21 protein-coding genes are annotated in these 22,259 nt (G+C 44.9%); 8 read left to right on the top strand and 13 right to left on the bottom strand.

The annotated features are described in order from the left end of the window. Nucleotides 1–18 precede the first annotated feature (18 nt). Nucleotides 19–1,737: a methyl-accepting chemotaxis protein gene (locus tag MHI52_RS09845; protein ID WP_405158942.1), complete on the top strand. Its 1,719-nt coding sequence runs from the start codon at nucleotides 19–21 to the stop codon at nucleotides 1,735–1,737. A 156-nt stretch (nucleotides 1,738–1,893) separates the two neighbouring features. Here the strand turns inward: MHI52_RS09845 and MHI52_RS09840 are convergent, their stop codons facing one another. Together MHI52_RS09840 and MHI52_RS09835 are read right to left on the bottom strand one after the other, a co-directional pair. Beyond that, the gene (locus MHI52_RS09840) at nucleotides 1,894–2,343 is read right to left on the bottom strand and encodes a hypothetical protein (RefSeq protein WP_405158941.1); all 450 of its coding nucleotides are present in this window, start codon (nucleotides 2,341–2,343) and stop codon (nucleotides 1,894–1,896) included. A 137-nt stretch (nucleotides 2,344–2,480) separates the two neighbouring features. After that, on the bottom strand, nucleotides 2,481–3,437 hold the full coding sequence (locus MHI52_RS09835) for a Gfo/Idh/MocA family protein (RefSeq protein WP_405158940.1): 957 nt from the start codon (nucleotides 3,435–3,437) through the stop codon (nucleotides 2,481–2,483). A 410-nt stretch (nucleotides 3,438–3,847) separates the two neighbouring features. On the opposite strand from MHI52_RS09835, the gene MHI52_RS09830 reads away from it, so the two are divergent. From MHI52_RS09830 to MHI52_RS09810, 5 genes are all read left to right on the top strand, one after another. Further along, nucleotides 3,848–5,479, top strand: a complete 1,632-nt coding sequence (locus MHI52_RS09830; RefSeq protein WP_405158939.1) for a thiamine pyrophosphate-binding protein — start codon at nucleotides 3,848–3,850, stop codon at nucleotides 5,477–5,479. A 12-nt stretch (nucleotides 5,480–5,491) separates the two neighbouring features. Further along, complete coding sequence (locus tag MHI52_RS09825) at nucleotides 5,492–5,860, top strand: carboxymuconolactone decarboxylase family protein (RefSeq protein ID WP_017689521.1); 369 nt, start codon at nucleotides 5,492–5,494, stop codon at nucleotides 5,858–5,860. A 187-nt stretch (nucleotides 5,861–6,047) separates the two neighbouring features. Beyond that, nucleotides 6,048–6,398, top strand: coding sequence for a hypothetical protein (locus tag MHI52_RS09820; protein ID WP_036609902.1), 351 nt, complete (start codon nucleotides 6,048–6,050; stop codon nucleotides 6,396–6,398). A 54-nt stretch (nucleotides 6,399–6,452) separates the two neighbouring features. Beyond that, nucleotides 6,453–7,445, top strand: a complete 993-nt coding sequence (locus tag MHI52_RS09815) for a 3-oxoacyl-[acyl-carrier-protein] synthase III C-terminal domain-containing protein (protein WP_076252338.1) — start codon at nucleotides 6,453–6,455, stop codon at nucleotides 7,443–7,445. Nucleotides 7,446–7,742: 297 nt separating this feature from the next. Then, entirely contained in the window at nucleotides 7,743–8,804 is a 1,062-nt protein-coding gene (locus tag MHI52_RS09810; RefSeq protein WP_127544323.1) for a YrpD family protein, read from the top strand. A 166-nt stretch (nucleotides 8,805–8,970) separates the two neighbouring features. Here the strand turns inward: MHI52_RS09810 and MHI52_RS09805 are convergent, their stop codons facing one another. The 7 genes from MHI52_RS09805 to MHI52_RS09775 form a co-directional block, all read right to left on the bottom strand. Further along, the gene (locus tag MHI52_RS09805; RefSeq protein ID WP_036669914.1) at nucleotides 8,971–9,540 is read right to left on the bottom strand and encodes a manganese catalase family protein; all 570 of its coding nucleotides are present in this window, start codon (nucleotides 9,538–9,540) and stop codon (nucleotides 8,971–8,973) included. Between the two features lie 97 nt (nucleotides 9,541–9,637). Then, complete coding sequence (locus MHI52_RS09800; RefSeq protein WP_036669913.1) at nucleotides 9,638–9,913, bottom strand: spore coat protein CotJB; 276 nt, start codon at nucleotides 9,911–9,913, stop codon at nucleotides 9,638–9,640. Then, nucleotides 9,903–10,142, bottom strand: coding sequence for a spore coat associated protein CotJA (locus MHI52_RS09795; RefSeq protein ID WP_047842304.1), 240 nt, complete (start codon nucleotides 10,140–10,142; stop codon nucleotides 9,903–9,905). Before MHI52_RS09795 ends, MHI52_RS09800 begins: the two co-directional genes overlap by 11 nt. Before the next feature lie 278 nt (nucleotides 10,143–10,420). Beyond that, a complete protein-coding gene (locus MHI52_RS09790; protein WP_315370728.1) occupies nucleotides 10,421–11,773 on the bottom strand; it encodes a hemolysin family protein in 1,353 nt (450 codons plus the stop codon). A gap of 46 nt (nucleotides 11,774–11,819) precedes the next feature. Next, on the bottom strand, nucleotides 11,820–12,956 hold the full coding sequence (gene yfkAB / locus MHI52_RS09785) for a radical SAM/CxCxxxxC motif protein YfkAB (RefSeq protein ID WP_155985059.1): 1,137 nt from the start codon (nucleotides 12,954–12,956) through the stop codon (nucleotides 11,820–11,822). Nucleotides 12,957–13,176: 220 nt separating this feature from the next. After that, nucleotides 13,177–14,298, bottom strand: coding sequence for an HD-GYP domain-containing protein (locus MHI52_RS09780; RefSeq protein WP_315370729.1), 1,122 nt, complete (start codon nucleotides 14,296–14,298; stop codon nucleotides 13,177–13,179). Between the two features lie 73 nt (nucleotides 14,299–14,371). Next, a complete protein-coding gene (locus MHI52_RS09775) occupies nucleotides 14,372–15,802 on the bottom strand; it encodes a bifunctional UDP-sugar hydrolase/5'-nucleotidase (protein ID WP_076318354.1) in 1,431 nt (476 codons plus the stop codon). 120 nt (nucleotides 15,803–15,922) lie between these two features. Here MHI52_RS09775 and MHI52_RS09770 point away from each other — a divergent pair, with 120 nt between their 5' ends. Both MHI52_RS09770 and MHI52_RS09765 read left to right on the top strand, forming a co-directional pair. After that, nucleotides 15,923–16,669 carry a molybdenum cofactor biosynthesis protein gene (locus tag MHI52_RS09770; protein ID WP_405158938.1) on the top strand — a complete coding sequence of 249 codons (747 nt, stop codon included), beginning with the start codon at nucleotides 15,923–15,925 and terminating at the stop codon, nucleotides 16,667–16,669. A 123-nt stretch (nucleotides 16,670–16,792) separates the two neighbouring features. Next, nucleotides 16,793–17,842 (top strand): HD-GYP domain-containing protein, encoded by a 1,050-nt coding sequence (locus MHI52_RS09765; RefSeq protein ID WP_076318352.1) that lies wholly within the window; start codon nucleotides 16,793–16,795, stop codon nucleotides 17,840–17,842. Nucleotides 17,843–17,974: 132 nt separating this feature from the next. Here the strand turns inward: MHI52_RS09765 and MHI52_RS09760 are convergent, their stop codons facing one another. The 4 genes from MHI52_RS09760 to sufB all read right to left on the bottom strand — a co-directional run bounded on the left by MHI52_RS09760 (nucleotide 17,975) and on the right by sufB (nucleotide 22,243). Next, nucleotides 17,975–18,115: a hypothetical protein gene (locus MHI52_RS09760; RefSeq protein ID WP_017689533.1), complete on the bottom strand. Its 141-nt coding sequence runs from the start codon at nucleotides 18,113–18,115 to the stop codon at nucleotides 17,975–17,977. A 150-nt stretch (nucleotides 18,116–18,265) separates the two neighbouring features. Next, nucleotides 18,266–18,985, bottom strand: a complete 720-nt coding sequence (locus MHI52_RS09755) for a M23 family metallopeptidase (protein ID WP_339286360.1) — start codon at nucleotides 18,983–18,985, stop codon at nucleotides 18,266–18,268. A 209-nt stretch (nucleotides 18,986–19,194) separates the two neighbouring features. Further along, nucleotides 19,195–20,547, bottom strand: coding sequence for a jacalin-like lectin (locus MHI52_RS09750; RefSeq protein WP_405158937.1), 1,353 nt, complete (start codon nucleotides 20,545–20,547; stop codon nucleotides 19,195–19,197). Between the two features lie 298 nt (nucleotides 20,548–20,845). Next, nucleotides 20,846–22,243: a Fe-S cluster assembly protein SufB gene (sufB, locus tag MHI52_RS09745; RefSeq protein WP_036669904.1), complete on the bottom strand. Its 1,398-nt coding sequence runs from the start codon at nucleotides 22,241–22,243 to the stop codon at nucleotides 20,846–20,848. Nucleotides 22,244–22,259: the final 16 nt, after the last annotated feature.

Raw genomic sequence — 22,259 nt, 5'->3', positions numbered from 1 at the left:
TAGAGAGGAATAACAAACATGAAAAAGCGAAAGACCTTTAAGATTTTTTATAAGATCGGATTAGGATATTTACTCGTACTGGCTGTACTGGCTGGTTGCATCCTGCTGATTCAGAACAGCACAAGTCAGCTCCAACGGGAACTGGATTTTCTGGTCGATCACGATATGAGGGTACATGCCCTCACCTATGAACTCGAAAGAAACATGGTAGATATGGAAACAGGTCAACGCGGATACATCATCACGGGTCAGGACAACTATCTCGATCCCTACACCCAAGGAAAAGAGCAACTTATTACACTCAGAGATGAACTTGCTGCTTTAATTTCGGATAATCCGGCTCAACTTGCACTTTTGGAAGACATACATACTAATATGGAGAACTGGGTCCAGGTCGCTGGTGAACCTATGGTCGCCCTTCGCCAAGCCAATAATACACAGGCCATTCGAGATTTTTTCGCAGATGATCCAGGTAAAAGAGACATGGACCAGATTCGGACTGCTCTCGATACGTTTCGAACCAACGAGCATACGTTAACCGATAACCGTGCAAAAGCACTGAAGCAAAAAAACACAATACTGAACTTGGAACTGTATGGGGCACTTATCGTTGTGGCCATTATCTCGTTCATCACTGCTTTGGTCCTGTCACGTGCCATTGTTAGAAACATTCGTACCGTAAAGCAGGCATTAAATGACATCGGTTCTTCCAATGGCGACCTGACACTGAGAATCGCTACGCCAATGAAAGACGAAACTCGTGAACTCGCGGAGGCGGCCAATACAATGCTCACTGGTTTGCAGCAAATGATGCTGGACGTTCAGAGCAATGCCATGATTCTGAGCACAGCTTCGGATCGATTGGATAAAGGGGTGGCCGATAGCCATCTTGCAGGAAAAGAAGTTGCCACTGCCATGGAACGTGTCGCTGAAGGCGCTGATGAACAGGTTGCTCTTACGCAAACCATGGTAGCTGCGATGCAGCAATCCCTCAACGGGCTTAATCGTGTCGCCTCCTCGGCAAGTGATGTGGCAGGCCGTGCAGTTCGTACCGAATCCATTGCTGTGGATGGGCAACAGCGCATTGATAATGCTGTAGGTAAAATGAGTTCCATTGAGCAATCCTTCCTCTCTGTACAGGAAGCCATTAATGAAATTTCGAAGATGTCTGATCAAGTGATCAACATTGCAGATTCAATGTCGGGTATTGCGAGACAAACCAATCTGCTTGCACTTAACGCCGGAATCGAAGCTGCCCGCGCTGGGGATAATGGACGCGGCTTCGCTGTCGTTGCCGCGGAAATCCGTAATCTTGCAGACCAAAGTGCAACATCAGCCAAAGAGATTACAAGTATATTGGAAACCGTGGTAGCAGGTGTTCAAAGTACGGTGCAAGTGGTTGATGAGAGCACTCTGCATGTGAATGAAGGATTGCGGACCATTGAGGATGCAGGTAATGCTTTTTCAACCATTACTCAGCATATTCATAACCTCAGTGGTGAAGTTCTAGAGGTATCTGCTGTTGTCGAGGAGTTAACTTCCGGTAGTGAGGCTGTGATGAAGTCCATTAATGAAGTATCGGCTGTAGTGGAAGACACTGCATCAGCCACGGAAGAAGTATCTGCGATGACGGAGGAACAACTTGCTTCTCTGCAGGAAATGTCTGACACGTCCAAGCAGTTGAATGAAATGTCCGATGCACTTGATCAGCTGGTTAAGCGATTCAAGCTTAAGTAAAACTCTTGCTGATACGGCTGAGTTGAAAGAAAAAGATGATTTCTGTATTTACAGAAATCATCTTTTTTCATTCCATTTCAGAAGCATATAGAAACACCCTCAGAGTGAACGCTCCTCAACTCCAAGGGCGTATTTGAAGAGGAATGCTCGTTATTTTTATTTTTGCAAAACAAGAAAATCATTAAGCTTGTTATTCGTGGCTGAATCTGCAGGCTTCGTAATCCACTCGGATAACAACCCCTGTAAAGTTTCTACCTCTGACACAGTCAACCTATGCTGGTAGCGTGGATAATCTCTAAAAAATCGTTCAAGATTCATAGAAACATTGCGTACTAACGGCTGCTCACTGTAATAGGTTGTACCTGTAGCTACCGCATTTAATTTGGAAGCTTCCGCTTGATACTGGTATATTTCTTCCTCCAAACCCCGTTCAGCATTTTTTCGCAATTGATCCTGAATATTCTCCGCATACGTTGTGAAAGATTGATTCATTTTGTCCTGAAGTCGATCATATTGAGTGTTCGAATTCCAGAGCATATAGGTTACAGCCAGATTGGAGAGAATGAGTAGGATGATGATATAGAAAGGCCATTTTTTTGCCCCCATCTGCTTCACTCTCTTGAAAGTATATTATTTATATTGTAGTTGAGCGAAACTATCCACTTCTGAAAACTTATCTTGTTGATTTAATGACAAAGAACCTCCTATTGGAATGGAAACGCTAATGGAGTTAGTCACATTATTTAGTTTCGCAACGCTTCCAGTACCAATTGTGCCTGATACCCATCGTTAAAATCATATATCTTAGCTGGTTTGCCTTGTATACGGGCAATGACATGTTTAAGAACCGGCAATTCACTGGCGGATTCAAGCACTTCCACTGGAGAAAGTGGCTGTCCCACCAGGCCCGTCTTCAATTCTTCCCAATTTTCCAAGGCAATCGTGCCCTTCGCACCGTACACCACCATGGATACACGTTCTTCCCCCGCAAATTGAGAGATGCCATTTAGGTGAATTCGAGTCCCGTCTTCCAGTTCCATTGCAGCCTGTACTTCAAGTTCACATTCTCCATTCTCAGGATATTGAACCTGAGTACTTACTACCCGGACGGCACCAAACACCTTTTGAATCATATGAATCCAGTGAATCCCCACTTCAAGAATAAATCCACCCTGTTCCCGGCTCGTAATCCATGCATTCTGTTGCCATGATCGTGGCCACTGCGGGAATTGCAAAATGAGATCTATTTTGCGAATAGTCCCCACTGTACCCTGCTCAATCATCTCTTGCAACTTCAGCACGGAAGGTTCATGCGGCATCGAGAAATGGATGGCGTGAACTACGCCCGCCTGCTCTGCTGCATCCAGCATCTCTTTCGCTTCTTCTACACTATTGGCAAGCGGTTTCTCGCAGAAAACATGAATTTTGCGCTCCAGTGCTTCCATGACAACCGGGTAATGAAATTTCGGCGGAACTGCAATATACAGCAGATCAATCTGATGTTCATTCATCAATTGCTTGTAATCCGTATACGTCCTAACTCCCCGATGAGAAGCTGCAAAAGACGCCAAACCTTCCTCATTCGCATCACACACCGCTACAATCTCAATCTTAGTATCCATCTTTGTATTCTCGATTAGATGAACCATATGTAGTCCCATTTTACCCAGCCCAATCAGAGCCATCTTGATGACTGTCATTCCATCCCCTCCCAATTCCTTTCCAGTATAGCAGAAAGCAAATAATTGCGAATGCGATGCATTGATACGAAAAAAATAAACCTCTAGCTTTCAAGTCGCTATTAGAGGCTGAAATTCATCATTTACAGTCATTTTTTTACATTATTTGTAACTCCGTTGCGATTGGGTAATTCGTTGCAGGGATATATAACCAATTATTTTTGCTTTATCCAGCAATACTTAAAGCGTTACCAACTTAAGAATCAGGAATTTAGACTCACAAAAACAGGTTGACAAAAAACCACAAAAAAAGATACTCTTCCTAATAACAATGAATATTTCCTCTTACAACCTTAGACTGTAACTTGCAATCAATAAATGGAATATGCGCATGGTTCTAATAACCTATTTCATGAAGCGAGGTGTCCCGCATGAGAACAGTTGCGGACTATTTGGCAGAAACTCTGCATAATCTAGGCGTTACTCATGTCTTTGGTATTATTGGTAAATCCATCTGTCCTGCTGTACTGAAAATGGTGGATTACGGATTAGAGTTCATTCCAGGCCGTCATGAATCCAGCTCAGGTTTTGCCGCATCCGGTTATGCATTACAGACAGGTAAACTCGGCGTTGCCTTTGCCACATCCGGTCCAGGCGGAACCAATTTGCTTACTGCAGCAGCCCATGCAAAGGCCAACAATCTGCCTGTACTGTTTATTACGGGTCATCAATCCATTCAGGAACTGGGGCTACCCCAGTGTCAGGATTCCTCTTCCTATCTGGCTGATCTGGCTGAAATGTTCAGGCCTGCTACGCTATTCAGCAAACTGGTTGAGCGTGGAGATCACTTCGGCACACTGTTGAATCATGCCCTTTCCATTGCACTCGGCCCTAATAAAGGCCCTGTTCACCTCTGTATTCCTTTTGACGTACAGACCGAATTGTTATCCCAATGCCGGATTGTCATTCCCGAACCGGAACCTCTGCTTAGCGTATCTAATCTGAATCGCATTTTTCCTCTCATTCAACAATCCAACCGCCCTTTAATTATTGCTGGTAAAGGTGTAAGTCGCGCCAGAGCCCATGATGAATTGCTTCAATTGGCCGAATCGTTCAACATTCCCGTCATTACTACTCCTGGTGGAAAAGGAGCGATTGCGTGGGACCATCCCCTGTACCATGGACCTTGTGGTGTTGGAGGTTTCCCGCATGCAGACGACATGTTGAACCAAAGTGACCTTTATATCGTACTCGGTTCACGTCTAAGTGACATGACCCTCTGCAATCTGAAGCCTGAACATCACCCGGCACACCTCATTCAATTTGACGCTGATCCTACATTTGTAGGCAAGATTCTGAGCGCTCAAACCTTACATATCACCGGTGATTTGAAGGACAACCTGCAATATTTGCTGGGCACATTAGAAGACCTTCCTACTCCTGTGAGAACCACAGCACCCATGGATTACACTGTCCCTTTACCAGATCTCCCCCAACTGTCTCTGGCTTCTGTGCTAGATGGAATGAGCGATCTGCTTCCGTATGATCATAAGCTGTTTGTTGATGATGGCAGCCATGGATTTCATGCGGTTCAGCGATATAAAGTCAAGAAACCAGGCAGCTTTGTGTTTGACGCTTACTTTGCCTGCATGGGGAACGCCATTGGTATGGCGATAGGTGCAAAAGCCGCTTCACCCGGAGAGACCGTTGTATGCATCACCGGTGACGGATGTTTCATGATGCTTGGGACGGAGATCAATACTGCGGTATGCAACAATCTGAACGTCATTTTCATTGTCGTTAACAACAAACAACTGGACATGGCACTCAAAGGAATGGAAAAAACAACAGGCAGAATTGATGGCACATTATATGAAGTTCCTATGGATGCTGCCAAATTTGCCGAATCTCTCGGTGCGGTTGCGTTTCGAGCAGAAACCCTTGCTGAATTCTCATCTGCGCTGAACACCGCCCAGACGTTGAATCAGGTAACTGTTATTGAGCTTCTGACCGATCGAGATGAAATTCCACCCACAGCTCACCGCACCGTAAATTTGAATTAGGAGGAGCATATCATGAGTGAACATGTAGCTCAGGGACTAGACCGTTTCGCGAAACTATCTGGTGAGTACGGCGCAAGAGCTCTCGCACCCATCAAAGAACATTTTCCCGAATTGTCGGAATTTATTATGGGGACGGCGTACGGGGATATCTTTCAGCGCACCACGATTACGGATCAATGGAAGGAAGTTGCTATCATCTCTTCGTTGATCACCCAAGGACAGTATGAACAATTGGGCGTACATTACACGATGGCTCTGAGTGTCGGGGTAACTGTAGATCAGCTCAAGGGAATATTGCTACATCTGGCGCCATGTGTGGGTGCTCCACGCATTATAAGTGCATTTAATATTTTGCTTGCCACCTTGGACGAAATACAGTAATTCACTTTTCTACATTTTTATACATGATTCGACTTTTTTATTGATCTTTTTACATTCCTACCTTTATAATATGGTTAAATTATCCTTCGAACCAGCTCTCATCTTAGAAGCTTTCAGCAGAGGCCCTATGGGGCTGTGTATCCACTAACAGGATAGCCTTAACTCATTTAAAGGAGAGAGATCAAACATGGGAAATTTCATTCTGAAGACTGACGTTCCAAACAAGGTGTTAAACATTGAACTGGAGGGTTCTTTCTCTCAAGAAGACGGTTTGCGTTCCATCTCTGCCTATCAGGATACGATCGCTTCTATTAACACCAAGGAGTATGACCTGAACATCGATTGCAAAAAGTTGAATGTTACTGCTCCGGAGATTGTTCCTCTTCTGGAAGGCTGCCTTCAATTGTTCAAAAAAGATGAATATAAAAAAGTCGTGTTGACCCTCGAGAACAACGCGATTCTAAAAATGCAATTGTCCCGGCTCGGCCGATCAGTCGGTCTGGACAATCTCGAAATCATATCTACCGTTACCACTTAATAAACCAGGCGGACAAGCTGTGAATTCACCCTTCCGCTCAAGAGGAGAATGAAGATGGCCGGAATTCGTATTGTAGATATCGATATCTATCATCCAGCAACCAAGGTGCACAATGATTTTTATATTGAACATTTTGATGCAAGAGGTGTAGATATTCGTGGATTGTTACAGGCACTTGGTCGTGATACACGTTATAAAATTGACAACGATGACGAAAATTCACTAAGCATGGCCTATGAGGCAGCCAGTAACCTACTGGAGAAAACCGGACTCACCGGTGCAGATATTGATCTGATTGCTTATGCAAGCCAAACGCCAGAATACATCTTTCCTACGAATTCCCTGATGATCCATCGCCTGATTAACGGAGCTTCTCACACGATCTGTATTGACAGCAACGCCAACTGCGCGGGTATGACTGCTGCTTTCGAACAAGTTAGCCGGCAGATGCTGGGCAATCCTCGAATTCGCCGCGCATTAATCATCGGCTCTGATTACGTGGCTCCTCACGCCAGTCCCGATGATCCCGTATACTTCGCCAATTTCGGTGATGCAGCAGCGGCGGTTATTGTAGAGCGGGATGAACATGCTGTCGGTTTCATTGATTCAATCTATCAGACGGATACCTGCGTGTATGGTAATTCTCTTTTTCCTGCACAAGGCTTGGCAAAGCTGGGCAAAACGGGTGTAGATGCGGGTGCCTTTCATGTGAAATTCATCCCATTTGATGATTCCATCTGTGTGGATGCTGCTTCAGAGTCCATTCGTACCTTGCTGATACGTAACGAGATTGGACCAGACGAGATCAGAGCCGCCTGCTTCTCCCAGCTATCCATTAGTAACATTCGGGCTGTATCCGCGAACGTCGGCATTGGTGATGATATTGCCGTCTATATCGGAGATGAGTTCGGGTATACCTCAACCAGCAGTCCGTTCATCGCATTACATCGAGCGGTTACAACCGGTCAGATTCAGCGTGGTGACAAAGTGTTGTTCTGGACCGTTGGAGCCGGATGGCAAAATGTTGCCATGGTGGTTGAATATTAGGTATACACTTCAAAATCCAATAAAACCATCTCTGGTACCACTACTGGAGATGGTTTTTTGTTTCTTCATTTTCCACCTATAACGTTCATTGAAAATTTATTACCTTTTATTGTGAAAATAGTCACTTACATATTATTACACAAAAACTATGATTTAGAAGTAATTAAAACCCATAAAAGGAGATGTTTATGTTCAAATGCTATCTATTATCATGAGTTGCTGCTGCATTAAACGGAGTTAGAAATTGCATTGGTAATTATTCAACACACATTCCATTTAAGAGAGGGAGTTTTTAGATTGAAGATAAGAAAATCGCTAACTTCTTTATTATCCTTAGCTTTGTTATTAACTCCATTAAATCTTGTATTCGCAGATGGTAATATGGACACGATCACCATGAACAATGAACTAAAAAAAAGGATCGAAGTCAACATCGATTCATCAATCACGGGAAATGAGCGAGAAGTAATTGCTGACGTGATGGCCCGGCTTGACGAAGAAGATCGAGGAAATGTCATCTATGTCGCAGAAGACGGTGCCATTTACTCTAACAAGACGGAACTCAAAGAGACGACAGAAGTATATGATCTGGTTGAGAACAACATCTATCAAAGTGCATCCGGAAAAGAACTTATCGGTCCTGGAATATCCACGAATGATTTTTCAGCATCTGCCGTTAAAGATGATACACAAATTTCGCCCACTGCCGAAGTGCCTAATCCAAGCGGAGGTTCCGGTCCTTATCGAAGAGTTTTCTCAAATAATGGATATAACTGGTTAAGTACTTATGTAACCATTCCAGGTGCCCCATACGTAAAAGGTAATGTTTCGACGGATGTTCCTTATGTATACCTGGGAGGCTGGGGATCTAACGGAAATGGGATAGATGCAGGTTTGCAATACAGCACAGCGTTTGATAACTGGTCACCTACGACGTTGGCCAACGGAGCCATGGTACCTAGCAATACGCGCTATCGATCAGGTCAGGATATTTATATGAAATTTTATGTGACGAATCCCAATGAATGTACGTTGGCTGTATCAGGAATCACGACAACTGGCGAACAACTAACAACGACGATTGTAAGAAGCGGAGTAAGCGGCTGGGATAAAAGCGGTATAGGGATGAGAGTAAAACGAATGACCACCATTGGTCAAAAACCCGAGAACATGAACACAGGTTCAACCATTAAAAATGTTCGCTGGCATGATATCACTGTAGGCTATTATTCAGGAAGCAATCTTATATATAACAGTTGGGGCAGTGGACAAACCGGAGGATATCACTCTGTGCCTTCCAATAAAGTAAGTGTTAATTATATAAGCCCTGGTGAAGAAACCGTCAGCATTCAACTTTAGTATCCGTTAATCTGAAAGAGAAGCTCTAAAGTGAAAAGTAGCAGTTCCATCCACAGTATGATAACTAACCAACACCAGTTTACTTTAAAATTAATTATTTAATAATACTATCTTTTCAAAGCAAAAAGCAGCCCTATTGGACTGCTTTTTGCTTTATACCAAATGTTCAGAAAATCTTCTTTGTCTCCCGATCGTCTTTCAGGATCTCTACAGCCTCCCGAAAACGCAAGGAATGCACAATCTCGCGTTCCCTTAGAAACTTCAGACTATCCTGCAGATCCACGTCATCGGTCAGGTCGATCAACCATTGATATGTAGCCCGGGCTTTCTCTTCTGCTGCAATGTCCTCGTAAAGGTCCGCAATTGGATCACCCTTTGCAGCAATGTAGGCAGCTGTAAAGGGAACACCGGAGGAATTGGTATAAAACAAGGCAGAATCGCGTTGAGCATAGTTCGGCCCAAGTCCCGCTTCTTCCAGTTGATCCACCGACGCGTCCTTGGTCAACTTGTAGATCATGGTCGCAATCATCTCCAGATGAGAAAATTCCTCTGTAGCAATATCCGTCAGCAGACCGATAATCTTGTCTGGAATCGTATAACGCTGATTCAGATATCGAAGGGCAGCGGCCAACTCCCCATCGGCACCGCCATATTGTTCCATCAGCAATTTCGCCATACGAGGATCACATTTACTAACCCTTACGGGATATTGCAGTTTTTTCTCATACACCCACATGTAAGACGCCTCCCTCTACGTTATTAAAATACAGCCCTTCTTCTAACCCTCGGGCTTCCTGTCCCTAAAGTCCTGCAAGGAAGCCTGAGGCGATGTGTCACACTTGCCATGGCCAGGGCGTCTGAGACCATTCCCACGGATACTTGGAGAAAGCATGACCAAAGTTCATCAGTGGTCCATACAATTGTTGAAACTCCTGCGCCACCCGCGTACGTTCTTGCGTGAATTTGTTATATTGCTCTATGCTTTGATAATCCCCAGGATGGGTGTCCAGGTACAGATTCAGCTCCACTAATACAAAATCCAGAGCCTGAAGCTCCTCCAGCAGTTCATAGTATTGGGTATCGCACGCTTTTGCTCCTTCAGGTTCCATCCACATCCACCTTCCTTCCCTTCGATCTGGCTGGTGTATAAGGGCTGTATAATGCAGGCCATAACGTCCCCACTCTTAATGCTTCTGCCGGACTGTACTGTGGCCAGCCCATAGGCTGAAATGGAATAAATAATTGCGGAGGTACCAGATACGTCCGAATTGCTACTGGCGGACAAGGATCAAACGGCCCCACAAAAGGGGCGTAAGCACGAAGTTGCGGATCTTTCACAGAACAACGCCTCCTATAATACATCGTTGGTGCAACTGAATATTACTGAGGTCCTTCCAGTTTCCCGTCTCTATATCCATATGACGCTGTCCCCGAAGTTAATCCAAAATTCGTTTCAACTATGTGCAGAATTTCTCCAAATTCTTCTTTAAAATAAAAAAAGACCTTCGGTTCGTTCCCCTTTCAGGTAACTTCCAAAGGTCTTACATCCTGGCAGATCTTCGTAATCTGCATCATTTTATACTTTTGCTCGTCTTATCTTACTCCTGCAACGAGTTCTATTCTGCTGGTTTTTGTTCCGAATTCATGTCTTGAGGGACAGATTGTTTGTACACTCGAACACGGGTAATTCGCAAGCGAGTCGATTCTTCCACTTCAAAAACGTACCCATTCAGCTCCTGCGTTTTCCCCTTGGATGGATTGCCCCCGAGCTCTTTAAACAGCCATCCGCCGATGGTATCCACTTCTTCATCCTCAATGATGGCTCCGGTCCACTTATGAACTTCTTCAATAAGCGAACGACCATCAATGGAAAATGAATCTCCACTCCGTTCCATATGCGGACGCTCATCCTCAAACTCGTCATACAAGTCTCCAACGATCTCTTCCAGAATTTCTTCCGCAGTCAACAATCCAGCTGTGCCACCATATTCATCCACAACCAGCGTCATCTGTGAATGTTTCTTCTGCATGAGACGCAGCACATGGCTGATTTCCATGGATTCAGGAACGTTTAAGATTGGACGAACAAGTGAAGCCAGATCATGTTGTTGCTCCGGTTTAGCCAGTAACAGATCGGTGATGTGTATAAATCCAATGATCTCATCCTTGTCTTCTACTGCTACGGGATACCGGGAATGTTTGGTTGCATTAATGATCTCCAAGTTCTCTTCCAAAGACATATGCGTGTACAAACAATCCATGTCTGTACGTGGTAGCATCACTTCACGTGCCAGCATATCGGAGAAATCAAAGATGTTGTCCATCAGTTTGATCTCATCTTTATCGATGACACCACTTTTGGCACTCTGCTTCATCAGAATACGAAGTTCATCTTCCGAGTGAGCTTCGCCTTCACTGGCAGGTTCGATACCCGCCAGACGCAGCAATGCATTGGCCGATACATTCAGTACCCAGATGAACGGGAAGAAGATTTTGTAGAACAACAGCAAGGGCGCAGATAAAAACAATGCCACTCCGTCTGTTTTTTGAATTGCCAACGATTTAGGTGCAAGCTCACCCAGCACAATATGCAGAAACGTAATGATACAAAAACCGATAATGACCGACACGGTCGAAATAAGCCCTGTATCTCCTACACCAAGTTTAAACATGAGTGGCTCAACGAGCAATTCAGAGATGGCCGGTTCTCCCAGCCACCCGAGTCCAAGCGATGTCAGCGTAATCCCGAACTGAGTTGCCGATAGATAGGAATCCAGTTTACTATTCACCTTCAGTGCATAACCAGCCATACGATTTCCTTCACTCTGCAATTGAGTTAAGCGTGTCTGCCTTACTTTCACAAGGGAAAATTCCGCTGCGACAAATACGCCATTCAAAAATACGAGCAAAAAGACACAGACCAGATTAAATACCAGCTGCCCAAGATGAAATTCGGTATGAATATCCAAGTTGAAACTCCCCTTTTCTATCTATTTCAGGAATACACCTGGAATATCAACGTGTGATTGCCTTTCTCGATTTGAAATCCACACCCTTGTAATACATATCTGCCACCAGCAGGTTTGGTCCGCAACAGGATGCGATATCACAATGGCAGTTTACCGTTTGATTCAACGGATGTTCAGCTGACCATTCATGGAACACATCATCCAGTTTACGATCACGAATGTTGCCAAACGCCGGGATGTCCGCAAAATCGGTCACATACACATTACCCGTGAACATGTTGACGTTAACGCGGTTGCGTCCGTCCGGATCATTACGTACCGTCACATTTGGTTCGCTGTATAAACGGTTGATCAGTTCCCGATCCTGCTCTGCTGCACTGCACGCGAAGAATGGCAGAGTACCGAAGAGCATCCACATATCTTTGTCACGTGCATCAAGCAAACGATGAATCGCTGCTCTCATATGGTCCAGTGATAACACGGGCAACGACGAAGCAAAGTTCGAATTATACATTGGATGCACTTCGTGACGAACACAGCCCATCTCACGAATCAATTGATGAATACCATCCAGCTTGTCGTGTGTACGGAAGTTAATCATGGACTCGGCAGAGATAAACATGCCTGCTTCACTTAATTTGCGGGAATTTTCAATCATTTTCTCATACATCTTCACCGCGACTTCACGTTTCACAGGTCTGCCACTATTCGCAAATCCGACTTGATGGAAATCGTCAGCATTCAGGTAGTTGAATGAGATATGCATAACGTCCAGATACGGCAAAAGTTGCTCATATCGGCTGATATCCAGCGTTAAATTCGAATTGATCTGGGAACGAATTCCACGTTCCTTGGCATATTTGAGCAGCGGGATGATCATCTCATCCACTGTTTTCTGGCTAAAGCTTGGCTCGCCACCCGTCAGACTAATCGTCTGCAGATGCTCCACTTCATCCAATCGTTTCAGCATCAGCGGTAATGGAAGAGCCGGCGCTTCACGCATCGTAAGCATATCTCCTACGGCACAGTGCTCACACCGCATGTTGCACAGATGTGTCACAGTCATTTCTACACTGGTCAACACATGGCGTCCATATGTACGCAGAGAGCCAATCGGATCCCACGGATCATTCGTTGGCGATAAAGGCATCGGTTGTACCGATCCTGAGTTTAGCATGGTCATTGTTCTTCACCTTATTCCTTTTATTAACCTAAAAAGTTTTATTTACATCATACCTTGTGTTTCTCTTTTTGGAGTTATCTTTTATCATAGCACAATTTTGAATGCTCCGGCATACGTAGACCCTGTCCATTACATGACAAAAAACACTCAGGTAACTCCGGGCCGAATCACGAAACGGCCCCGATATTACGACATGAGCGCTAATCATTTCTAAGCTTGTTCAGCTTTCCAACCGTTCACTTTGGGCAGATGAAGGTGTATCCTCCACACCCTCTACACCTGTGATCATCACAGACAGTGCTGTAGACAGGTTAATTTCGTAGGGCGAAGATAAGGCCTGGCCGTCGGCATCCTTGAGCACCCGGATAAGTGGACGTTGAGGAACACGTGGATGAATCGCTGCGACCACCCCAACCTCTCCCGTACTGAGCGTGACCGATAGACCCACGGGGTAGATCGCTACACAATCCCTGAATCTCTCCAGCATTCGTTGTTCATAAAGCGTTCCTGAGCCCGTATACAGCACCTCTACGGCCTGATGTGGCAGCAAGGCTTGCTTGTAGACTCGATTCGTTGTCATGGCATCATACGAATCAGCAAGAGCAATCCACTTGGCATACTCATGAATCTCTTTATCCTTCAGCCCAAAGGGATATCCGCTGCCATCAATTCGCTCATGGTGCTGCAATGCACAATGTGCAGATAGAAGCGGTATACCTGGTTCGTCTTTGAGAATACGATGTCCATATGTAGTGTGCTGCTGAATGATTTTAAATTCCTCGTCACTTAATCTGGAAGGCTTATGCAGAATTTCTGGTGCAATCTGTGTCTTGCCAATATCATGCAATAAGGCACCCAGACCAATCTCCATTAATTGCTGGCGTGTGTAACCCGAAGCGACACCAAGAACCAGTGTATACACACATACATTCAGCGAATGATTATACAGGTCAAAATCACTGGAGTTCATGTCCATCAGCATAATCATGGCTTCCTTTTGGCTGCCGATGTCCTCCAGAATGGTATTCATCACACCACTAAGCGCTTTACCGAAATGAGGAATCCGATTCTTCGTTTTCATTCCCGACATGCTCTGAAATTGCTGTTTGATCTCGACCAGTGCTTTCCTTCGGGTCTCTTCCTGCAACATTTCAGGAACGATGATGTCCTCTGTCGCAGCATCTTTAATATACACATAACCGACTCCGAGATCCTTAAGGCGTCCAATCAATCGACTGGTTAGCTCTACATCTTCACTAAGTAATACAAGGCCTTCTTCACTATAAATACGTTTCCCCAGCTTCATGCCAGGCTGCAATAAGTTTATATGTACTAAACGCACAGCCTATCCTCTCCCGCTCCGTAGATGTAATTACCACTAGCCGCCGCTTCAGCAGAAGGCAAGTACTTTAAATTTAGCTTTGATGCCAGCGGGCTCGCAGGCTGTCGTCCAGAGCCCCTGGTCGTTTTATTTCCGTTTCCAGCAAATCGCGTATGAATTCCGGAAGATGATAGAGCGTACGGGTTCCATGAGCAAGAGGAGGATACCCCACATTGAACGTAAACATGTCCAGTGTCCCAACGATATACTCACATTGTTCGTCCATAGGCTCCCCATTGATGGATATGGTCTGGATCTTCTCATAGGCTGGCGCATCTGGATTGTATTGAACTTCCATTCCGTCCATACATAACGTGCCTAGAATATGACCACGAAAACCAAATCCCACAATGGGCTTACCTGAAAACTCGTCCAACAAGGACTGCTCAAGTGCTTCACGAATATGACTTCCACTCAAGCATATTGTACAAGCATTTATAGGAGATGGACATAGGGAATGCAACATTCCTTTTGTAATATTACCTTGTGGAAGATCTCCGAGAAGCTGACCTGCATTCACCAGAGACAGCTGTGCCCCCGTGAAATGACGAACAGCTTGTGCAAGCAAGGTAGCAAACGGGGATTCCCGGTCGTACGTGATGGGCAGCACCCGATCCGTTATCACTGCCGTCTGATTGAGTGTCCTTTCAGCCTCCGTACGATTCGTAGCGATTGCCAGCGCGACCTGATCATCTAGTAATATACTCTTGGCAGCCATACAACCGCTACTTACCAGTTGGAGAGGCTCTCCAACACTTGTTCGTTCCAGAACCACTTTCCCAAGCCATTGGCCAAATTTTCCAGCTGCACCCAACACGGTCTGACCAATGACTAAGGGTTCTTCGAGAACATGATGGGTATGTCCACCGAGAATAACATCAATTCCCGTAATCTGCTCTGCCAGTCTCCGATCTGTCGAAAGCCCCAGATGTGAAAGAATAACCACCACATCCACTTCATCACGTAATGCTTCCACTTGAGCTCTTAATGACTCCACAGGGTCCAGAACATCCCACCCGAGCAATTCGTAAAATGTGGTAAAAGGGGCCGTTGCCCCCAGCAGACCAACGCGAAATGGACCTTTCTCCACAATCAGAGAAGGTTTCATCCACACTGGCGCAAGTCCAGTATCTTGCTCCACAACATTGCTGCATACCACAGGACACAGAAGTCCAGCGTAGGACTGTGAGAGCTGATCTGGCGTAAAGGTTAGTCCTTCGTTGTTGCCGATTGTAATGGCATCGTAGCCCGTCAGGTTAATAACATCAACATTAGCCGTCCCCAGCGTCCCTTCTGTCTCAACGGCCATACGGTCCATATGATCGCCGATATCCAATACAAGGAAGTTGCCACCTTGGTCACGTTCCTCATTGATCATAGCGGCGATGGTGCTCATGGAGCCGAAGTGGCTATGAATGTCGTTGGTGTGCAGAATCGTTAACGTTTGGTTCTCCCTGGTGCTCATCACACCGCCTCCCCTGCTCTTCAATAAACGTTCATTCTTCTAATGGATAAGCATAACATTTTCCGCGTCGTTATGATATATTTATAGGGTTTAGAGATCAAAAAGAGGTGAGTCATATCCATGAAATTGACAATTCAACTATTTGCAGGCATTGCAGAACGTTTAAATACATCCCTTCTGGAGTTTGAGTACATTGGAGACATTCCAACCGCTGCCGATTTAAAAGAAAAACTGAGTCTGGCCTACCCAGAGGCAGCTTCTCAGATAAGGACATCCTTTTTGGCAGTTAACCAGCAGTACGCTCCTGCCGATACTATACTTAGCTCAGAAGATGAACTTGCGTTGATCCCTCCCGTCTCTGGAGGCGATGGTACGGATATATCCGATGAACAACTTCGCTCTACCGTTCCAGAGCATCGGACTGCAGATGGCTTATTTCTGATTACAGAGTCCACCTTGTCCGTGGAAGCAACAACGGCGCTAGTGATTACCCCGAATCACGGGGCAGCTCTTACTTTTGTAGGTACAACTCGTGAAATGACCGGTGAACAGCGCACCGTTCATCTTGAATACGAGGCCTATGTGCCGATGGCTCTTTCTCAGATGGCAACCATTGGTGTGGAAATCTCCGATCGCTGGCCTGGTGTGTTATGTGCAATCAGTCACCGAATCGGCAAAGTAGATGTGGCAGAGATTAGTGTAGTCATTGCCGTTTCCTCGCCTCATCGCAACGACTGTTATGATGCAAGCCGTTACGCCATAGAGAGACTGAAACAGACCGTTCCGATCTGGAAAAAGGAAATTTGGGAAGATGGATCTGAATGGAAGGGACATCAATTAGGACCATGGAACCCCATGGAGAACTAAATAATGAGCCTTTACACCTTTTAGATAGAGTGGGTTAATAGTAAATAAGTCGTTGTCAACCCATTTTTTTCTTGTTATTATAATTATATGTGTCGATATTAGTCGAGAAAAGGTGGTTTATACGTGAGAGTGCATGTTACTGATCTTAAACCGGGTGACCTGTTAAAAAATGATGTATACAACAGTTCGGGTCTCCACATGCTGATGAAAGGTTCCACCCTCAGTGAAGATGACCTATCCAAACTGTTGCAACATGGAATCGAGTACGCAGATGTAGAACACACAACATCCGACCTACACTCTGATGCACAAACCTTACCTTCCGATCAATCCCGTCTGTTAACTAACTTGTTTAACGATACGATCAAAGGTACTGAATCTCTATTTCAACAAGCGATGGAGAAGGGTTTTATTGATGAGACACAGGTCGATGAGATTTTGTTTACCCTAACAGAACAGTTGGAAAAACAAAAAGATGTTGTCTCCTTGTTGCTTATGCTGGACGGGGATAGCGATTATACGTACAACCATTCATTGCAAGTCGGAATGCTCGCTTTTTATATCGCCGGCTGGATGGGTTACAACCCCGAGGAATGTCTAACGGTAGCCAAAGCAGGATATCTTCATGATATCGGCAAGTCCAAGATTCCTTCTGAGATTTTACATAAACCTGGTAAATTGACTACGGAAGAATTTGACGAAATGAAGAAACACACATTCTATGGGTACGATATCATTAAAGAATCCACGCAGGATGAAATTCTGGCAACGGTTGCACTTCAACATCATGAGCGCGAGGATGGAAGTGGTTATCCTCATGGACTGCGAGGAGACGAGATCCACCCCTATTCCCGTATAACTGCTGTAGCAGACGTTTACAGCGCCATGACGACCAATCGGGTGTACCAGACCAAACAGGAACTGATCTCTGTTCTGTGTGAACTGTACAGCCTCAGCTTTGGTCAGTTAAATGCTGAAGCAACACAAGAACTGATCAAGCACATGCTACCTAATTTTATCGGTAAAAGGGTTCTGCTCACCACGGGTCAGACGGGACTCATTGTCATGAATAATCCTGCGGATTATTTCCGACCACTCGTTCAGACCTCTACGGCCTTTATCGATTTAGCGAAAGAAAGAGATATTGCTATCGTTGAGATTTATGTACAATAACTGTTCATTGTACACAGCATGTATACGAAGAACCCCATAGTAACTGAAATAACCAACTTATAGGTTGGCATATGACAAAAGGGAAGCCATAATCGGCTTCCCTTTTGTCTATTCCGATTCAATCATGTTGGATTACACGCAGAATGCTTTTGTGATGATAACCAACAGAATGAACAGTACCAAGATTGCACCAGTGTTTGTGAACATATTGTATCCACCAACGCCGCCTACTCCGCCTACATTGCCACCACAGCCATATCCTACTTCGCTCATGTGATTGCCTCCTCTTCATCAGGTATACCCTAACATATGACGTTTCCGTTGGAATGAACCGGGCGAACAGGCAACATTCGATAAATGGTTGTCTGTCTGCATCTACCTGAGTGGATTAGCCTTTTGTTACTCCCTGTCCTATGCAGGGATCTATATGTCGGAATCCGAATGAACTTGGATGCCTTTTTCCTTGCGGTACATGATAACAAGTAATCTCCAAAATTCATAACTGCCTTTGTCATTCATAATAAACGGTCGATAATAATCAAACGCTTGCTTGGCCCATGCGGGACAATCCATATTGGAAAGTTGCTCCTGTTGCTGAATCCATCCCCCTTGAATCTCCAGCGTTTTCTGCATGGCTTCAAACATTTTCTTCTGCTCAGTCGTCATCGGCGGAGCCTCCTGTTCCTGAGATGCAGTTCCGTATTCGGCCTGTAGATACGCACCCGGTTCTGTCACACCATCTTCGCTGGCAGTATATCCGTAAGATGGCGCGCTGGTTTTCCGGATCTCATAATGTACATGCGGGCCGGTACTCTGACCCGTGCTTCCCTGATTCCCGATAAGCTGGCCTCGCTTCACACGCTGCCCAACGTTTACGGCAATCCGCGAAAGGTGAGCATAACAATGCAAGTAACCGCGATGATCTTGAAGGGCAACTGTAAGCCCGTAACCGCCGAATCCGGAGCCTGTAACTCCTTCGGAAGCAAAACGTACCCTACCTTCCATAAAGGCATAGACGGGGCCATTCCAAGGCTCTGTCACGAGATCAATTCCGCGGTGAAATGTCTGTCCACCATGAATAGGATGAATTCGATAGCCGAATGAACTTGTAATCCGATATCCCTCGAAAGGGTTCACGCTCATACACTCACATCCTTTTCTATCATTAAATGCTTAAATCTATGAAATGGCTTGTGCTATTGGTCTTATTTTATTCCACAAAAATACCGCTCAGAATATCATTAGGGAAACCTTATGGTCTCTCTCCAACGTATATTCCAAGCGGCGCTGTGCTAATATGAACACTCTATGAGATGTATATATTATTATTTCATTTTAACCACTGCTCACTTCTAATTCAGAGGTCTGTATATGACGCCTAGCTGATCCAATTCCTGTCCTGCTCTTCCATAAAATCCGGCAATGTACCACCCCGCTGGTGCCTCAAGTTTGATTTGATCCGAGGTCTTTTGTCCGCCTTCAACTTTATTTCCAAGATTGGTGGACAACTCCACGTAAAAGATCCGTTTATCTCCATTACGTGTCCCCTGACCAATTGTAGCCTGAGTTAAGTACTCTCCGTCTGCCAGGTTCAGTGTGACAATGTTGGATTGACCACCATGTGCTAGGTTCGTTCCATCCCTGTACAACGTTGAAATGCCGTCTACACGGTTGCCCGAGTTAAGTACCACTGAACTAGGTCTGGACTCCGGAATATGATTTAGATCATTAAACCCACTTCCTCCAGATCCTCCGATTGTTGAACTTAGTTGGTACTGAGAAGATGTGCTATACACAAATTCCGCTGTAATCGGATAATGATCGGAGAGTTGCTTCCCACTCGGATCAACAAATGTTTGATTTTCTAACCGATAGCTCTGTGCATTCAGAGACAACGCTTTACTTCCGCGATACAAAATTTTGTCCACGATCTCATAGTTGGGTCCATTTAAATTGCTTGCATCCATAAGGGCTTCTCCATCAGCGGGAATACTCCCACCTCGAATCAAATCGATCCACGGATCTCTTAAACCATTCTCAGACATGAGTAGCTCTATATTGTCAGCGGCACGTGTGTACCGTGTATTGGTATCCCCAAATACGATAACTGCGTTCCCGTCCGAGTGCTCCTTTATGTAATTGGAGAGTTGTCTGATATTATCTCGTCTGGCCTCAAGCGATTTATCATCGCTACCTGCGTCCGCATGCAAGTTGTACACGTCCACTTTCACCTGAGGTGTGATCTCATATGTAGCTACTGTAAATCCTTTTGGAGTCAATTCATCACTTCCATTGTCAAAAAGGCCAGATCGCTTATCCCAGGTAATACGTTTCAAGTCACGGAATGGATATTGGGACAGACTGTTCAACCCACTTCCAAAACCCGCAATTCCGCTTGTTGTCGTCAGATACGGCAGAGTGACTTGGGATATCAACTCATTATGATAATTAAAATCCTCTTGCACATTAATGATGTCATAGTCATTTAATTTTGGGGAAATCTGAACGGTGTACTCCTTGGGGTTGGAACTGGATACCAGGTCCGGAAGACCACCTACATTGTAACTAAGTACCTTGAACGAACCCGATACTGATCCACCTTCTGCAGCACTCGCCGTTGATAAAAATAACGGTGAGCTCGTAAAGGCAACAACAGCAGACAATACCAAGGCTGCTCCTTTTTTAACTATACTTCTTCGCATCATATACCTCCTCATATTAGAATCTATTCAAATATATGTAATATTCGTTAATGGAAGAATAACGCTGGTCTATTCATTTGTAAATATACAATTTGAACTAAAGAATATTTCCGCTTGCCACTCAGATAACAGAATAACCTTCTGATCACTGTTATCCCCAGATTTTTTGAATAAAAATACCCCCTAGAGAGACTTTTTAGAAAGTCTGTTCTAGGGGGTAATCGATCACATAAAACGATATCTACCGCTTAACATCAGCAACTAGCTTCAGCTTTACGGCTTCGAAAGGCGCTGCATTAGATTAACCAATGGAACCTTCCATTTCGAATTTGATCAATCTATTCATCTCAACGGCGTATTCCATTGGCAATTCCTTCGTGAATGGCTCAATGAAGCCCATGATAATCATCTGTGTTGCTTCTGCATCAGTCAGACCACGGCTCATCAGGTAGAAGAGTTGATCCTCAGACACTTTGGATACTGTAGCTTCATGCTCCAGCATGATGTTATCATTCATGATTTCATTGTAAGGAATTGTATCCGATGTGGACTCATTATCGAGAATGAGTGTATCACACTTGATGTTGGATTTCGCGCCCTCAGCTTGACGCCCAAAGGAAGCCAAACCGCGGTACGTTACTTTACCACCATGTTTACTGATGGATTTGGATACAATCGTAGATGTTGTATCCGGAGCCAAGTGGATCATTTTCGCACCTGCATCCTGATGCTGGTTTTTACCAGCTACAGCGATGGAGAGTACGGAACCTTTAGCTCCACGGCCTTTCAGTACAACCGCTGGATATTTCATCGTCAGTTTGGAACCGATGTTACCATCGACCCATTCCATCGTTGCATTTTCTTCAGCAACCGCACGTTTCGTAACGAGGTTGTAGATGTTTGGTGCCCAGTTTTGAATCGTTGTGTAACGAACACGAGCATTTTTCTTACAGATGATCTCAACAACCGCACTGTGCAGTGAGTTCGTGCTGTAGATTGGAGCTGTACATCCCTCTACATAGTGAACGAAGCTATCTTCGTCCGCAATGATGAGTGTACGCTCGAATTGTCCCATGTTCTCGGAGTTAATCCGGAAGTAGGCTTGCAGAGGTACTTCACATTTAACGCCCTTAGGCACGTAGATGAAGCTTCCTCCAGACCATACCGCACTATTCAATGCAGCAAATTTATTATCTGCTGGTGGAATAACCGTTGCAAAATATTCACGCAGGATTTCGGGATGCTCTCTGAGAGCCGTGTCCGTATCCATGAAGATTACACCTTGGTCTTCCAATTCCTTTTGCATGTTGTGGTATACAACCTCGGACTCATACTGAGCCGATACACCTGCAAGGAACTTTTGCTCTGCTTCAGGGATACCCAATTTATCAAAGGTTTCCTTGATTTCGGAAGGAACTTCCTCCCATGTTTTACCTTGTTTCTCCGAAGCACGCACATAATACTGAATTTCATTGAAATCCAATCCGTCGAGATCTCCGCCCCATTTCGGCATTGGCATCTTTTCGAATTGTTTCAGGGATTTCAAACGGAATTCCAACATCCATTCCGGTTCGTTCTTAATCTTGGAAATTTCGGTAACCACTTCTGCAGTCAGACCTTTACCGGTTTGAAAGATGGATTTGTGCTCGTCGCGAAAACCATATTTGTACTCTTCCATTTCTGGTGCTTTTTTAGCCATCTTGCTCTACCTCCCT

Origin of the sequence: Paenibacillus sp. FSL H8-0283, from assembly GCF_045040675.1 — a bacterium.
Lineage (GTDB): Bacteria > Bacillota > Bacilli > Paenibacillales > Paenibacillaceae > Paenibacillus > Paenibacillus amylolyticus.
This window is presented reverse-complemented; position numbering and strand designations above follow the sequence as displayed.

Bases quoted from the DNA above. Each gene is read 5' to 3' on its own strand.
- MHI52_RS09820 (WP_036609902.1), top strand. From the start codon at position 6,048: ATGGGAAATTTCATTCTGAAGACTGACGTTCCAAACAAGGTGTTAAAC.
- MHI52_RS09825 (WP_017689521.1), top strand. From the start codon at position 5,492: ATGAGTGAACATGTAGCTCAGGGACTAGACCGTTTCGCGAAACTATCT.
- MHI52_RS09755 (WP_339286360.1), bottom strand. From the start codon at position 18,985: ATGAGCGTGAACCCTTTCGAGGGATATCGGATTACAAGTTCATTCGGC.
- MHI52_RS09805 (WP_036669914.1), bottom strand. From the start codon at position 9,540: ATGTGGGTGTATGAGAAAAAACTGCAATATCCCGTAAGGGTTAGTAAA.
- MHI52_RS09815 (WP_076252338.1), top strand. From the start codon at position 6,453: ATGGCCGGAATTCGTATTGTAGATATCGATATCTATCATCCAGCAACC.
- MHI52_RS09770 (WP_405158938.1), top strand. From the start codon at position 15,923: ATGAAATTGACAATTCAACTATTTGCAGGCATTGCAGAACGTTTAAAT.
- MHI52_RS09845 (WP_405158942.1), top strand. From the start codon at position 19: ATGAAAAAGCGAAAGACCTTTAAGATTTTTTATAAGATCGGATTAGGA.
- MHI52_RS09835 (WP_405158940.1), bottom strand. From the start codon at position 3,437: ATGACAGTCATCAAGATGGCTCTGATTGGGCTGGGTAAAATGGGACTA.
- MHI52_RS09775 (WP_076318354.1), bottom strand. From the start codon at position 15,802: ATGAGCACCAGGGAGAACCAAACGTTAACGATTCTGCACACCAACGAC.
- MHI52_RS09800 (WP_036669913.1), bottom strand. From the start codon at position 9,913: ATGGAACCTGAAGGAGCAAAAGCGTGCGATACCCAATACTATGAACTG.
- MHI52_RS09830 (WP_405158939.1), top strand. From the start codon at position 3,848: ATGAGAACAGTTGCGGACTATTTGGCAGAAACTCTGCATAATCTAGGC.
- sufB (WP_036669904.1), bottom strand. From the start codon at position 22,243: ATGGCTAAAAAAGCACCAGAAATGGAAGAGTACAAATATGGTTTTCGC.
- yfkAB (WP_155985059.1), bottom strand. From the start codon at position 12,956: ATGACCATGCTAAACTCAGGATCGGTACAACCGATGCCTTTATCGCCA.
- MHI52_RS09840 (WP_405158941.1), bottom strand. From the start codon at position 2,343: ATGGGGGCAAAAAAATGGCCTTTCTATATCATCATCCTACTCATTCTC.
- MHI52_RS09760 (WP_017689533.1), bottom strand. From the start codon at position 18,115: ATGAGCGAAGTAGGATATGGCTGTGGTGGCAATGTAGGCGGAGTAGGC.
- MHI52_RS09750 (WP_405158937.1), bottom strand. From the start codon at position 20,547: ATGATGCGAAGAAGTATAGTTAAAAAAGGAGCAGCCTTGGTATTGTCT.